Origin of the sequence: Psychrobacter sp., assembly GCF_049295055.1 — a bacterium.
Lineage (GTDB): Bacteria > Pseudomonadota > Gammaproteobacteria > Pseudomonadales > Moraxellaceae > Psychrobacter.
In genome coordinates, this window is sequence record NZ_JBAQQF010000071.1 from 1 (window position 1) to 14,024 (window position 14,024).

General features: G+C 41.3%; 12 protein-coding genes. 6 read left to right on the forward strand and 6 right to left on the reverse strand.

Annotated features, from left to right (window positions below; genetic code table 11):
* Positions 1 to 285: 285 nt before the first annotated feature.
* Together WAZ74_RS10535 and WAZ74_RS10540 are read left to right on the forward strand one after the other, a co-directional pair.
* Positions 286 to 990 (forward strand): hypothetical protein, encoded by a 705-nt coding sequence (locus tag WAZ74_RS10535; RefSeq protein ID WP_422308257.1) that lies wholly within the window; start codon positions 286 to 288, stop codon positions 988 to 990.
* 77 nt (positions 991 to 1,067) lie between these two features.
* A complete protein-coding gene (locus WAZ74_RS10540) occupies positions 1,068 to 2,954 on the forward strand; it encodes a monovalent cation:proton antiporter-2 (CPA2) family protein (protein ID WP_422308258.1) in 1,887 nt (628 codons plus the stop codon).
* A gap of 13 nt (positions 2,955 to 2,967) precedes the next feature.
* Here the strand turns inward: WAZ74_RS10540 and WAZ74_RS10545 are convergent, their stop codons facing one another.
* Positions 2,968 to 3,897, reverse strand: a complete 930-nt coding sequence (locus WAZ74_RS10545) for a DUF2628 domain-containing protein (protein ID WP_422308259.1) — start codon at positions 3,895 to 3,897, stop codon at positions 2,968 to 2,970.
* Between the two features lie 196 nt (positions 3,898 to 4,093).
* On the opposite strand from WAZ74_RS10545, the gene WAZ74_RS10550 reads away from it, so the two are divergent.
* From WAZ74_RS10550 to WAZ74_RS10565, 4 genes are all read left to right on the forward strand, one after another.
* Entirely contained in the window at positions 4,094 to 4,528 is a 435-nt protein-coding gene (locus tag WAZ74_RS10550) for a hypothetical protein (RefSeq protein ID WP_422308260.1), read from the forward strand.
* A 108-nt stretch (positions 4,529 to 4,636) separates the two neighbouring features.
* The gene (gene trmB, locus WAZ74_RS10555) at positions 4,637 to 5,446 is read left to right on the forward strand and encodes a tRNA (guanosine(46)-N7)-methyltransferase TrmB (RefSeq protein WP_422308261.1); all 810 of its coding nucleotides are present in this window, start codon (positions 4,637 to 4,639) and stop codon (positions 5,444 to 5,446) included.
* Between the two features lie 1,080 nt (positions 5,447 to 6,526).
* On the forward strand, positions 6,527 to 7,585 hold the full coding sequence (gene recA, locus WAZ74_RS10560) for a recombinase RecA (protein ID WP_422308262.1): 1,059 nt from the start codon (positions 6,527 to 6,529) through the stop codon (positions 7,583 to 7,585).
* Between the two features lie 40 nt (positions 7,586 to 7,625).
* Positions 7,626 to 8,741 carry a regulatory protein RecX gene (locus tag WAZ74_RS10565; RefSeq protein WP_422308263.1) on the forward strand — a complete coding sequence of 372 codons (1,116 nt, stop codon included), beginning with the start codon at positions 7,626 to 7,628 and terminating at the stop codon, positions 8,739 to 8,741.
* Between the two features lie 143 nt (positions 8,742 to 8,884).
* On the opposite strand, the gene WAZ74_RS10570 is transcribed toward WAZ74_RS10565, so the two are convergent.
* The 5 genes from WAZ74_RS10570 to ftsH form a co-directional block, all read right to left on the reverse strand.
* Positions 8,885 to 9,610: a YidB family protein gene (locus WAZ74_RS10570; RefSeq protein WP_422308264.1), complete on the reverse strand. Its 726-nt coding sequence runs from the start codon at positions 9,608 to 9,610 to the stop codon at positions 8,885 to 8,887.
* Positions 9,611 to 9,864: 254 nt separating this feature from the next.
* The gene (locus tag WAZ74_RS10575) at positions 9,865 to 10,323 is read right to left on the reverse strand and encodes a hypothetical protein (RefSeq protein WP_422308265.1); all 459 of its coding nucleotides are present in this window, start codon (positions 10,321 to 10,323) and stop codon (positions 9,865 to 9,867) included.
* A 128-nt stretch (positions 10,324 to 10,451) separates the two neighbouring features.
* Positions 10,452 to 10,733: a succinate dehydrogenase assembly factor 2 gene (locus WAZ74_RS10580; protein ID WP_422308266.1), complete on the reverse strand. Its 282-nt coding sequence runs from the start codon at positions 10,731 to 10,733 to the stop codon at positions 10,452 to 10,454.
* Positions 10,734 to 10,879: 146 nt separating this feature from the next.
* The gene (gene folP / locus WAZ74_RS10585) at positions 10,880 to 11,776 is read right to left on the reverse strand and encodes a dihydropteroate synthase (protein WP_422308267.1); all 897 of its coding nucleotides are present in this window, start codon (positions 11,774 to 11,776) and stop codon (positions 10,880 to 10,882) included.
* Positions 11,777 to 11,933: 157 nt separating this feature from the next.
* The gene (ftsH, locus tag WAZ74_RS10590) at positions 11,934 to 13,829 is read right to left on the reverse strand and encodes an ATP-dependent zinc metalloprotease FtsH (RefSeq protein WP_422308268.1); all 1,896 of its coding nucleotides are present in this window, start codon (positions 13,827 to 13,829) and stop codon (positions 11,934 to 11,936) included.
* Positions 13,830 to 14,024 lie beyond the last annotated feature (195 nt).

Consider the following 14,024-nt stretch of genomic DNA (forward strand, 5'->3'; position numbering starts at 1 on the left):
TAGGTCATGCCGTCATCTATACTTTTGAGAACTTGTCTACGAAAATCTAGTGAGTAAGTCATGGTCTTTATAATAACAATTAGATTTGATAATTAGTTTATAACACTTTTAAGTGGGATTGACTATACATTTATTTTAAATAAGCTTATATCACGCTGACTTTTATCATTGTAATGGCATGTTAAAAATGATGGGAAATTTAGAAGCGCGGTCATATCTTTAATATAAATTCTGTATACTTAAAACTGAACCGCCCAATTTGCAACCAATGGATGACCTTCTGCCATGTCTAGACGTTCAGCGCCTTTTGTCGCCCCTGATTATATCGACGACTCTATTTCAAAAGATGGCAAAAAACACGCCAAAGTTTTGCTATCAACGCTGCAAGAAGACATTGCGAGCTTTAGGAATGAGCAGTTTCCACCTGATATTTTACTTCAAGTTCGTGATATGCCTATTTATGAAGGAAATTTAGCAGAAGTCCAAGCATATCAGCAACGTTGGCATAATCTACTTGAGCGCGCGCTGGCATTTTACCCCGCTGCCAATTTAGCACCTGATTATCTACCTTTGCCCGCCAGCCTTGAAATACCGCAGTTTATGTATCATGTTCAAAGGCTGCATCTGACCAAAACCCGAGCTAAGGAATCAAAAAGCTTTGGCTCGGTCGGTGCACTTACGGATAAATGCGGTGATTATAGCGCTGATGATATTGAGCGTATGACAGCGGTTTTTGACAATGATGATGAAGCGCGTTTGGTCGCCCACCGTGAGTTTATTGACTTGCGTGCTTATGTATTTTGCCGTGATAATAAAGGCGAGATGTTGGAGCCTGAACGGGTAAGATTTTATCGGACTGGACTCATCGTGCATGCCCTACCCGATTTTAAAATCGTAGATAGTCGACAGACACCGCGTAAGCGCCGCAACGATGCTTATAGCAATCCGCTGGCAGATAATGGCGTATGGAAGATTTATCGTAAAAAATAACCTATGTTAAAATATTTTTTATTGTTGTTATAATTCTGCTTTACTACTCATTTTATCGTTACTGCTAAGGATTCCAGATGTTCGCTGCCGCCGCCGGCTCACCAAATTTAATGTTACAAGCTACAATCTTCTTGGGAGCAGCGCTGCTGTTTGTACCACTTGGTAAGCGCTTCGGTATTGCGACAGTCTTAGGGTATCTGATCACAGGACTGATATTGGGTCCAAGTGTGCTAGACGTAGCAGGCGATGCCGAAAGTTTGTTACATTTTTCTGAGTTTGGTGTGGTGATGCTGCTATTCATCATTGGGCTTGAGCTGCAGCCCTCACGATTATGGGCACTACGCCGTTCTATATTTGTGTTGGGCGGTCTACAAGTTGGTCTAACTGGCACGTTATTAATGTGGCTCTCACATCAATTCTTCGCCTTACCACTCGATACCGCATTCATCGTCGGCTTTGGCCTCGCCCTCTCGTCTACTGCATTTGTACTACAGATATTGACTGAAAAGCAGCAGCTGTCGAGCACCCATGGCCGTGAAGCCTTTACAATTTTATTATTCCAAGACATTGCTGTTATTCCTTTATTAGCCGTCATTCCTTTTTTATCAGGGGTGCGCGAACAAAGCTATGATTTGATTTATTTTGGCAAGGTATTTGCTGTTTTTGCCGGACTCATTTTCGCCAGTCGTTATGTCGTTCGCCCGTTTTTTAAATTTGTAGCCTCAAGTGGAGCGTCAGAGTTATTAACAGCAGTCGCGCTATTTATCGTAATGGGCGTCTCTATTTTGATGGGTCAGATTGGTCTATCGATGGCATTAGGCGCATTTCTGACGGGCGTATTGTTGGCGGATTCTGAATATCGTCATGAGCTAGAGGCCAGTATTGAGCCTTTTAAAGGCCTGCTATTAGGTTTATTCTTTATGTCGGTCGGCATGCTGACGGATGTGAAATTGATATTAGCAAAACCCATCTTTATCATCGGCTGTGCGATGGCGCTGATGTTTATCAAGTTTGGTGTTATTACCGCCATTGCAAAAATATCAGGCAATCGCTGGCCGACCAGCATCAGACTAGGTGTTACCCTCGCCCAAGGCGGTGAATTTGCCTTTGTCTTGTTTAGTGTAGCAACGGCACAAAACGTCTTGCGACCTGAGCTTGCCAATACCTTGAACCTTGTCGTGACCATCTCTATGGCACTCACGCCACTGGCATTCTTATTATTAGAAAAAATAGGTGAGCCATTATTTGCAAAAAGTAAACCAAGTCGCGAATACGATACAATTCCAGACCACGAGCATCAGGTAATTATCGCTGGTTTTGGGCGAGTTGGGCAGATTATTGGTCGTGTACTGCGCATGCACAATATCGAGTTTACAGCGATTGAGCGTTCTGCAAATCGAGTCGATTTCGTCCGTAAGTTTGGTAACCAAGTCTACTATGGCGATCCAAAAAACCCTGAGATATTACGTGCGGCTGGCATCAAAAAAGCACGTGTATTTATTCTTGCTATCGATGATTTAGAACGCTCTATCACCACCGCTCAATATCTACGTAAAAACTATCCAGATCTGGTTGTCTTGGCACGAGCGCGTGATCGCCAGCATTATTATCGTCTACGTGAGGTAGGCGTTCGTCATATTTGGCGTGAGACTTATTTAACTTCTTTAGATATGTCACGTGAATCGCTACAGCTGCTCGGTATCTCACCGGAAAAGGCACGCGAAACGGTAAAAACTTTCCGCGACTATGATGATGATTTGATTGAACGCCAACAAGCTATCTATGACGATGAAGCCAGTATGATTGAATCAGCCCAATCAGCGATGGCAGAGCTAGAGAGCTTATTTGATGAAGATATCGATAAAGCGCGTAAAATGGATTTGAGCGATTTTTATGAGGCGCTCAAAAGCCAAGCCATACCAATCGATGATAAAGACCATATCGCGACTGATTCTAAAAACTAAGCGTTATAAAACGCTACTCAGCGCTGCAATTTTCAGGCGCTTGCTTTTTATTCAGCGAACTTATACATTCCCAATTATCAGCGCCTGGCACATGATAAAACACCAGGTTATGACCATTGAGATAGCGTATAGGAAACTTAACATTCTGAATCGTCGCAACAACGGCACAGTCGGTTTCTACTACCCCCGCTGCTTTATTATCAATATCAATACGTACTTGCTGCGTGCCGGTGTTGATAGCTAGATTGATTGGACATTGCCCTGTTTGCTGATACGTCAGCGCCACGCGATTCTGTGCAGTTTTGGCCGTATCATAGGCATCAAAGAGTACCTCATTTGCTTTTGGTTTCGCGACAATAGGCAAAAACTGCACTTTTATCACCATTAGAGCAAAGGCAAAAAACCCAAAGCCCAAACCTAGTCCGAATAAACTGACCCCGCCCTCTCGGCGCAAATGCGCTTGTTGCAAACGCTCATCTTGCGGATAGTCATCAATAGCATCGGCAATCTCACGCCGTGCCATCCGATAATAATAAGCGTCCGTCCAGCGTGCGACCATAAACGACCAAAATAGCCAAATGATCGCAGCGATGCCTGCTCGTATCGCCATCTGATAAGCATCAGCAATATAAGGCATGGCTAAAAATTCAACAGTAACCAATACCAAAGCAACATTGAGCTGGATAAATGACCATCCTGCCACGCTATAGACGATCGCATCCATATAGCGCTTACGATATAGCAGCCACGGAAAGGTCACAAAAAATGCCGCCCAATGCCATTTTGGTGAGAGATAGCCTTGTTTATCAAATTGCTCAAAGCGTTTTAAATAATAACGCTGGCTACGATTACTGATAAACCATTTGTCCAATTGCGTACGTCTGACAGAGGTCAGTTTTTCTTGATAAAAAGGGGGCGGTGTATCCGTTTCGATAAATAACATAGCAGTAAGCTCTCAATAAAAAGCGTATTGATGATTATAGTAAAACTCTCGCATCATAGTGAACCATCATGTCAAATCCAACCTTTATATTCTTCATTAGAATTCCATATTTACCGTATTTATTTAGTATAAACTTATGCAAAAGCCAATCATAGAGTGTCTAGACTCTTATCATTAAACGATCAGCAACCCCCTTATGTCTAAACGTAAACGTCATATAATACTATCAATCCTCGCTATTACCGCACTAATCGGTATCGCTTTAACAGTCATTATTGCTAATATCAGTTCAATCTCTGACCCTTATCGTAATGAGCTGGTTTTTGATAAAAATAGCTTTGTAGGACAGTGGCCATTTACTGTTGAAAGTGTGGTCATAAGGTGTGATGACATCAATCATAAATCAATCGTTTCTATGACAACACCTACTGGAGAAGGTTATATTCTTAATGCTGATTCAAACGTAGGCTCCGATAAACCTCAAATAAAATCATTAAGCCCAGAAGATGCTGTCTGGCTCGATGTTCCTAAAGATACCGAAAAACCTAAAACAGATTCACTCTCTAGTAATGTTAAAATTCCTATCGACGATATCATCAGCGCAGGTTTAAAATTATGCGTTGAGATTTAGGATGACTTGAGAGAATTAGCAGATGCCTTATGATTCAACGTTCACACTTGCTCAGATTTAACCTATAATACGCTCATATTCGCAACTTTATAAAGCCTTAGTAATCTTATGAGCCAACCTTCTAATACCGATAGTCCAAACGATATAAACCAAGTAGCTGATGCTAGTATTGCCGCTCCTGCCGACACCAGTGCCGTTTCAGAAAATGACAAACATATTCGTATCGTCAATACGTTTATGAAACGCCGTACACACATGAATAAAAATGCCGAACTAGCCTTGACTGCGCCAGAATTTGCTCATTATTTGGTGAATAACAGTTTTGGCGATGGCAATCTTGATGGCATCGATGATTTGCGTGAGTTATTCACTGATAGTCCTAATGGTAAAGATGCCCCACTTACCTTAGAGATTGGCTTTGGACTCGGTGATTCGTTCATCGAGATGGCAGTAGCAGAGCCTAGCCGTAACTTCGTTGGCGTCGAAGTACATGAACCAGGTATCGGCAAATGCGCTTATATGGCAGGCACCCAAGGCTTAACCAATGTCAAAATTATCAACGGTGATGCCATTCAATTGCTAAAGCAGTTACCAGAGAACCATATCGATCGCATTCAGCTATATTTTCCTGACCCATGGCAAAAGAAGCGTCACTATAAACGTCGCTTCGTCAGCCCTGAACGCATGGCAATCCTAACTCGCAGTTTAAAACAAGGCGGCTGGTTCCATACCGCTACCGACTGGGAGCATTATGCTTTTTGGATGGTAGAAGTTTTAGATGGTTTTGTAGGCTTAACTAATCAAGCGGGCACAGGCAACTTCACTGACCGTCCTGACTTTCGTCCAATGACCAAATTCGAGCGCCGCGGTATAAAGAGTGGACATGGCGTATGGGATTTAATCTACAGTAAAGACTGATAGCGATAATCTTTAACGTAGCAGCTCCCCATCTAGCGGCTAAGACACTTATAATTATTTATAAGTGTCTTAGCCGCTTTTTCATGGCTATTATCTTTATAGCTATCATTTTTATCACTATTATTTTTATGATAATGATAGTACAAGCGCCTGTTTTATAGAGGTCTATATACAGTTCAGCCTGCTTTCCTATCTACTTTCAGAAGCTAGAATATTTTTATAAAAAAATAAGTCGCCTGTCCTTACGTGAAACATAGTGATTACCAAGCAAATTATTGATAAATTTAAATTTGCAAAAATAGAAATCCCTAATAATTGACTACTCTATGACATTTCCTATCTGCGCAAGCATTGATACTATAAGGGCTTCGTGAGTTCTCCCCATAAGCTGTGGATAACCCTGTGTATAAGTCGCCACTTGACAAGAATTTCCCTAGGCAGCTTAAAGGATAAGGTAAAATCGTTCATTTTTTGTACAATTTAAAAAACTTTTAATATCAATAACTTACCTATCGTTTAAAAAGAAAGTAATTTATTTTTAATATTTTTAATATTAATTTTATCTGCTCAGATGTTTCACACAGGATAAATAAAATTATTTTATTTGTTGTGGACAACTCATAAACTCATTGACAAACAGCTCTGTTATCAATTTCAAAATTTAAGCTAAAAAAGCTCTATTTTATACAGAGTTCGTCCTTATACTATACGACACCATGTGTCGCTTAGCCTCTTACTGGTCTAATAATCTGACTTGGATTTTGTTATAATTACCTATCTAAACAAGAGTGGTATAAAGAAGTATTCACTGATAATTAAATGCCGAATCTATCAATAAATATTACGTTTATCAGTATTTATGAACTTTTTTTTACTTTTCTCATCACTTAATTTTACTGTATAGTAGAGTGATATATTCGATGTCACTGTCTAAAACCTAATATTACAGCCTACCCTAACCTTGCTCAAAAACACATCCTACTGACGATTAAAGTCGTGATTGATAGCATTGAGTAAGCAGTTTGTGATAGCAATAATACTTACTGTTCCGAATCAATAATTAATAACAAGGAGTCCTGCATGGACGAAAATAAAGCCAAAGCCCTTAAAGCTGCATTAGCTCAAATCGAAAAGCAGTTTGGTAAAAATACCATTATGCATTTAGGTGATGACTCAGCAGCACTTGATGTCGATGTGGTATCGACTGGCTCATTGGGTTTAGATATTGCACTTGGTATTGGTGGTCTGCCAAAAGGTCGTATTGTTGAGATTTACGGCCCTGAAAGCTCAGGTAAAACCACTATGACTTTGCAGGCAATTGCAGAATGCCAAAAACAAGGCGGTGTTTGTGCCTTTATCGATGCTGAGCACGCCTTAGATCCGGTCTATGCACGCAAGCTTGGTGTGAATACTGATGAATTGCTACTCTCACAGCCTGATAATGGCGAGCAAGCGCTTGAAATTACCGATATGTTGGTACGTTCAGGTGCGATCGATATGATCGTTATTGACTCGGTAGCAGCCTTGACGCCGCGTGCAGAGATTGAAGGCGAGATGGGCGATTCACATATGGGCCTGCAAGCACGTCTTATGAGCCAAGCCTTACGTAAAATCACTGGTAATGCCAAACGCTCAAACTGTATGGTCGTGTTTATTAACCAAATTCGTATGAAAATCGGTGTTATGTTCGGTAGCCCAGAAACCACAACCGGTGGTAATGCGCTCAAATTCTACGCTTCAGTACGTATGGACATTCGCCGTATCGGTGCGGTTAAAAATGGCGATGAAATCATTGGTAACCAAACCCGTGTCAAGGTTATCAAAAACAAAATGGCACCGCCATTTCGCCAAGCTGAGTTTGAGATTACTTATGGCGAAGGTACCAACCATTTAGCTGAAGTTATCGATTTGGGTGTTGAGATTGGTGCAGTTGGAAAAGCAGGCTCGTGGTATAGCTATGGCGATGAAAAAATCGGTCAAGGTAAAGCCAACTCTGTGCTGTTCTTAAAAGAAAACCCTGCCATTGCTCAAGAGATTGAAGCTAAGATTCGTGCTGAAAAGCTTGGTCCCAAAAAAGACGGTAAGGAAGCAGATCTTGTTGAAGCTAACGAAGAACTGGCCTCTGAACCTGCACAATAACGGTTTAATGATTAATTGTTATAAGTAACTATGATTTATTATGGAAATTAAAACCTTAGCTGAAATTCTAGCTGAGTCGGACGCCGACTCAGCTGGTAATACTGATACTAAACCAAAAAAAGCGTCTAAACACTCATATAAAGGTTCGCCTAAAAAGCCTCATAAAACTAGCAAACGCTCTATCTATCCAAGTAAAGACTACTCATCAGCTAACGACTCAGTAAATAAAAACTCAGTAAATAACGACTCTACTTTTAATATAGAATCGATTGACGCGCTACCCTCTCCTATAAAAAAACCTTTCAAGTCTAAAAAACGTAAAAAAACTTTCCACCCAGCTGCTAGATTTACTGCTGAACCTAATGATGTGCCTGTTTATCAGCCACCAGAAGCGCAAAGCATTAAAGAGATGCTGGCAGAAGTAAAATACAATGTTCATGGCGATCAATACAATAGCGACTCTTCTAATCAGGCTGACGTTGGGCGATATTTAGAAAGTTCAGAATATTTTTCTGCCGTATCGCTTACTAATGACAGTGAAACGGATAGTCGAATTGATAACCTACCCTCTGCACTTAAAGCTTATCTACGCACGCCTGAGCAACGGCAAGCGGAGGTCGATGCCATCAAAGCAGAAAGCCGCTTACGTTGGTTGGCTTTTTATTATTTGTCACGGCGCGAATATGGTAAAGCCGAGCTCAAGCAAAAGCTGATTGATAAAGAACAAGACCCGGATAAAATAGACGCATTACTCGATGAGTTTGAAGAAAAAGGCTATCAAAGCGATTACCGTACGACCCTCATGCTTATCCGTGAAAGCATTCGTAAAGGACGTGGGCGTGGACATATTAAGCAGGAATTCTATCGTAAAAAAATTGCCATGCCAGATAATATCGATGAGCTGATTGACATGGCCAATACAGAATCCGAAGAGTTTAGCGAATTTATAGATGACAGCGCTGATAATTTAGTCGAAGGCGTAGACTGGCTTAAACTAGCGGTCACTGCCCGTACCAAAAAATATGGTAACGATATACCTACTGAGCAAAAAGACAAAGCGAAGCAACTGCGTTTTTTACAATATCGTGGCTTTAATACCGATATTTGCTTTCAAGCCCTTAATTATACGTTAGATAATTTAGATGAACGTTTTTAATCGTTTTGACATTGACCGTCATAATAGAATGTTATCTGTTTATACTTACTGTTTATTATATTTTAGACAAAAAGAGAGCACATTTACATGTACTCTCTTTTTTTGTCCGTGCCACCGTAAAAAATATTAATTAAAAAACTATTTTATTTTAACGCCCCTAAACGGCTAGATAACTGATTAATAATTTGCTCAATTTCTTCATTGGCTTCAGGTTCATTGTCTAAGTTACCATTTGGCGTTAGCTGATTCATTACTTCAGGCAACAGCTCAGCCAAACCTTGGCGTACTTCCATCTCGTTAGCGCCCGTGTGCGCGGCTACTTGCTGGATTTCATTATCATCAAATAAACGGTTGATCTCATTAGGATCAAGGTTATCGTTAACCTCCTGATTACTCATCCAAGAACGCGCTTGGTTTTCATAACCCATGCCGGTAATCTTCGATAATGCACCACCTAACCCACCATTACGTTTGATCCAACTGAGTACCATCGGCATGAGGGCAGCAATGAGCATTCCTTTACCACCAAAGCCGCCTCTTTTTTGGCCACCCATAGCCTGACCGCCCAATACGCTACCTAAGATATCACCAAGGCCACCAGAACCTGAATTCATATCACCACGCTGATTAGCGCCTGTTAAGCCACCGATGATATCATCTAAACCAAAGCCATTATCTGAGCGGCGCTCGTATTGCTGCGGGTTATAACCACTTGGTTGATTACCACCGCCTAATACACCCCCCAATATATCACCTAACCCACCAGTACGACGCGGATTGATGCGTTGGTTGACTGGATTACGTTGCGCATCTTCTGGGTCCATTGCGCTACGTACCACCTGACTCACTAAATTCCCTAGTAAACTCATAATTTATTCCTTTTTATTATAATAAAATTCATCGTCAAAATAGGTTACTGATAGAAATAACAATTACTGTATGTATCATCAATTACAGCATCGTTAATCAACATCTTGTAAACCACTTTTAACGATTGAGTCTAATATATCAAATCTCTTTCTCTCTCTAGATAGGCATTTTGTTATGACATGTAGTAGATAGTTTGACATTATAAGATAAAGTGAATAAATGAGTAGAAGCCGTAAAATTAAGTGATCTTTATCTAAGCGGTTTTGCTAGCAATCATATTGGCCAAGATAGTCAACTCTCGCCATTGCTCAGCGCTGACTTGATCACGAAATACAGCCACAGATAAACGACGTCGATAGGGTTCTATAATAATAAAATCAAAGCATATGACCCAGCGATAATGAGCGAGCGTATTAAGCTCTGCTTGCCATAATGCATCCCCGCGGCCCGTACGTACCAACAGTTGCCAATTTTGATAAATGCTCTTATCAAGTGGTGGTTGGCTTATATGTAATAGGATGGGTCGTGATAATGCTAAGTAGATTATGATTGCAGCGCTAATGATTAGTATGAAAACATATTGCCATAGTGACAATGAAGCAAGCGCTGCCAATGTAATCATTACACTGGCTAGGACGCTATAAAATATCATGCGCCAATAGCTCATAGCCTTAATAGCGGTGTCGATACGTAGCGAGGTTAGCGTTGTCATATTTGGATACCGCAGCATACTTTTAATTCACAGAGCTTGTTTAAAGCTGATTTGACTATCAGAAGATAATCTCATGCGATTTAAACGGCAGATGAAAATTATTTGTATTCGAATAATTCTTTAAGTTATTAAACCAAACTTTTGCTATGGCGCCATGTCTTAATCTTATTGACTAATTCCCACATCGCCTCATCTTCTGGACGATTTTGGTTGGTGAAATAATCTAATAAATCAGGATCTTCATGAGTCAACATTTGAGCAAATTTTTCTTGTTCTGCAGGTGCAGCCGTTAGGTATATCTCTTTGATATATGGGTCAAAATAAAAGTCCAACTCTTTAAGACCGCGACGTGCTTGATAAATAATGCGACGCTGCTCATTAGTTGGCTCTGGTTGGTTTGTAATTATCATAAAGATATTCTCATTGGTTTACATTATATTTAGATTGTATTTAGATAACTATTAAAGTGCAGCAGTTGTATTGTTAGAAATAACTATCAGAAAAGAAACCTATTTTTAATCTTCAGCATTTAATTATAGCCATTTAATTATTGCCATTAGGATTTATCATGTGCAGATAACTGGCTCCATAATGCCACGGCTTGCTGCATCATAGCGACATTATGAGTACGAATAATACTAGCACCCTGCTGAAGCGCAAAGATACCCGCAACAGTACCTACCGTATCACGCTCGGGCGGTTGGGTAGTAGCAAGCGCATGCACACCGGTTTTAGTCAGCACTTCTGCCAAAAATCGCTTGCGTGAAATACCAAACATCATCGGCAGCCCAAGTGTTTGCAATCTTTTAAGCTGACTTAATAATGCACAGTGATGCTCATAGTTTTTAGCGAAACCAAAACCGGGGTCGATAATTATTTTTTCACGTTTGACACCCATACTGATGACTTCATCGATACGTGCCTCTAACTCAGTCTGTACCTCATTAATGACATCATCATATTGCGCCAGATTATTCATGGTCGTTGGCTCGCCGCGCATATGCATCAGCATAACTGGTATATCAAGCTGAGCTGCCAGCGCTGCTGCACCTGCACGTTTAAGCGCCCGCACATCATTCCAAATATCAGCACCTGCCTCAAAAGCTGCCTGCATAACCGCTGGATTACTGGTATCAATGGACAGCCAAATACTATCACCACAGCATTGTCTGATCGCTTGCACAACGGGTATAACACGTTGTATTTCTTCATCAGTCGCCACAGCATCTGCATTTGGTCGCGTAGATTCACCACCAATATCGATAATGGTTGCACCAGCCTCTACCATTTGTTGACAATGAGCAACCGCTTTATCGATCGCATTAAACTGTCCACCATCAGAAAATGAATCTGGTGTTACATTAAGAATACCCATAATATGAGGTTGTGATAGGTCTAAAATTTTATCGCGACTGGTCACCGTATAGGCAGGTAAAGGTTGGAATAATGACATAACCCATCCATTTTATAAAAGATTGAAAAAACGCTCTTAAAGAGTAGCTTATGATAGCAGTAAATCTTATACGATTCTAAAACCTGCATAAAATAAAGAAAACAAAAAAGCCCTTTTTAAAAAGGGCTTTTTATATTGAATATTAATGAATTAAATATTACATCGCTGGTAATGGCGGAGGCGTCGTTCCCACTGTTTTCACATCGCCTTTCGACAAGTTCACTTCATTATGCTGATAAACCCTTGGCGGACGAGGTTGTTCACCCGCTAGGATATCTTGCAACTGATCGCGGTCAATCGTTTCCCATTTCATCAAAGCTTCAACCATGGCATGCATTTTTTCTTGGTTGCCTTCAATCAATTCACGAGCGATGTCATATTGCTCTTCTAACATACGGCGTACTTCTTCATCGACCTTTTGCTGCGTGGCTTCTGATATGGTACGAGTACCACCACCAAAATAGCCTTGCGAGCTGTCATCATCTTCATACACCATGATGCCTAATGCGTCTGACATACCATATTTAGTCACCATAGCACGCGCCATTTTGGTTGCACGCTCAAAGTCGTTTGAAGCACCCGTTGACATTTGATGGATAAATACTTCTTCCGCAATACGGCCACCAAACAAGATAGCAATATCACTCAGCATCTTCGACTTATATAAACTGGTCTGATCGTGCTCAGGCAACTGCCAAGTAACACCAAGGGCAAAACCACGTGGCATAATAGTTACCTTATGCACAGGATCGGTACCCGGTAACAGCTCAGCAACTAAAGCATGACCTGCTTCGTGGTAAGCGGTAGCGCGGCGTTCTTCTTCGCGTATAACCATCGATTTACGTTCAGGACCCATATACAGCTTATCTTTAGCATCTTCAAAGTCATTCATATCAACGCTTTTCTTGTTACGACGAGCCGCAAATAATGCCGCTTCGTTTACAAGGTTGGCCAGCTGCGCACCACTAAATCCTGGTGTACCGCGGGCAAGAGCGTTGGCATCAACACCAATGGTATTAGGCAGTTTTCTTAAATGGACTTTAAGAATTTGCTCACGACCTTTGATATCTGGCAAGCCAACTTGAACCTGACGGTCAAAACGACCCGGACGCAATAGCGCTTTATCAAGCACATCGGCACGGTTGGTTGCAGCGATGACGATAACGCCTTCATTACCTTCAAAACCATCCATCTCAACCAATAATTGGTTCAGCGTCTGCTCACGTTCATCGTTACCGCCGCCCATACCGGAACCACGGTGGCGACCGACCGCATCAATCTCATCAATAAAGATAATACAAGGTGCGCTCTTTTTCGCTTGTTCAAACATATCACGAACACGTGATGCGCCAACACCCACAAACATCTCAACAAAGTCAGAACCCGAAATTGAAAAGAACGGTACTTTCGCTTCACCAGCAATGGCTCTTGCTAGTAGCGTTTTACCCGTACCTGGAGGACCGACCATTAAGATACCACGTGGAATCGTAGCGCCAAGTTTGGTGAATTTGTCAGGATCACGCAAAAACTCGACCACTTCCACCACTTCTTCTTTGGCTTCTTCGCAGCCAGCCACATCTTCAAAACTCACTTTGATTTGGTCTTCGGTCAACATTTTAGCTTTCGATTTACCAAAGCTCATTGGTCCGCCGCCTTTACCACCAGCGCCACCTTGCATGTTACGCATAAAGAATAAAAACAGACCAATAATCAATAGAATTGGGAAACTGGCTATCAGCAATTGCATCATGACACTTTGGCGTTTAGGCGCTGTGCCTTGCACTTCAACTTGATTCTCGCGCAATAGTGGCATGAGCTGCTCGTCAGCCACAGCTGGTCTAATGGTCTCAAAAGCTGAGCCATTTTTCTTTTCGCCGATGATTTGCTCGCCATCAATTTCAACACTGGCTACTTGATTTTCTGACACAGCGGTCACAAATTCAGAGTAGTTAAGGCTATCCGGCTCAGATGATTTATCAAAGCCGCTAAACACCAGCACTAAAACGCCGATTACCACCAGCCACAATAAGGTATTTTTTACCATGTCGCTCACTAGTTATTCCCATCCCTTACTTATTGGTGTGTTTACTCAACACGTGACGTCTATATATAAACGTATGTCTCGCTATTCAAGAGCTATTGGCAAATTATCGCTTATTCGTCCAAAACAGAGGTGATAAAAACAACCTCGCATCCTTACTGGAAAAATAATTTCTATAAATATGCACAATAACCATAGATAACTGAG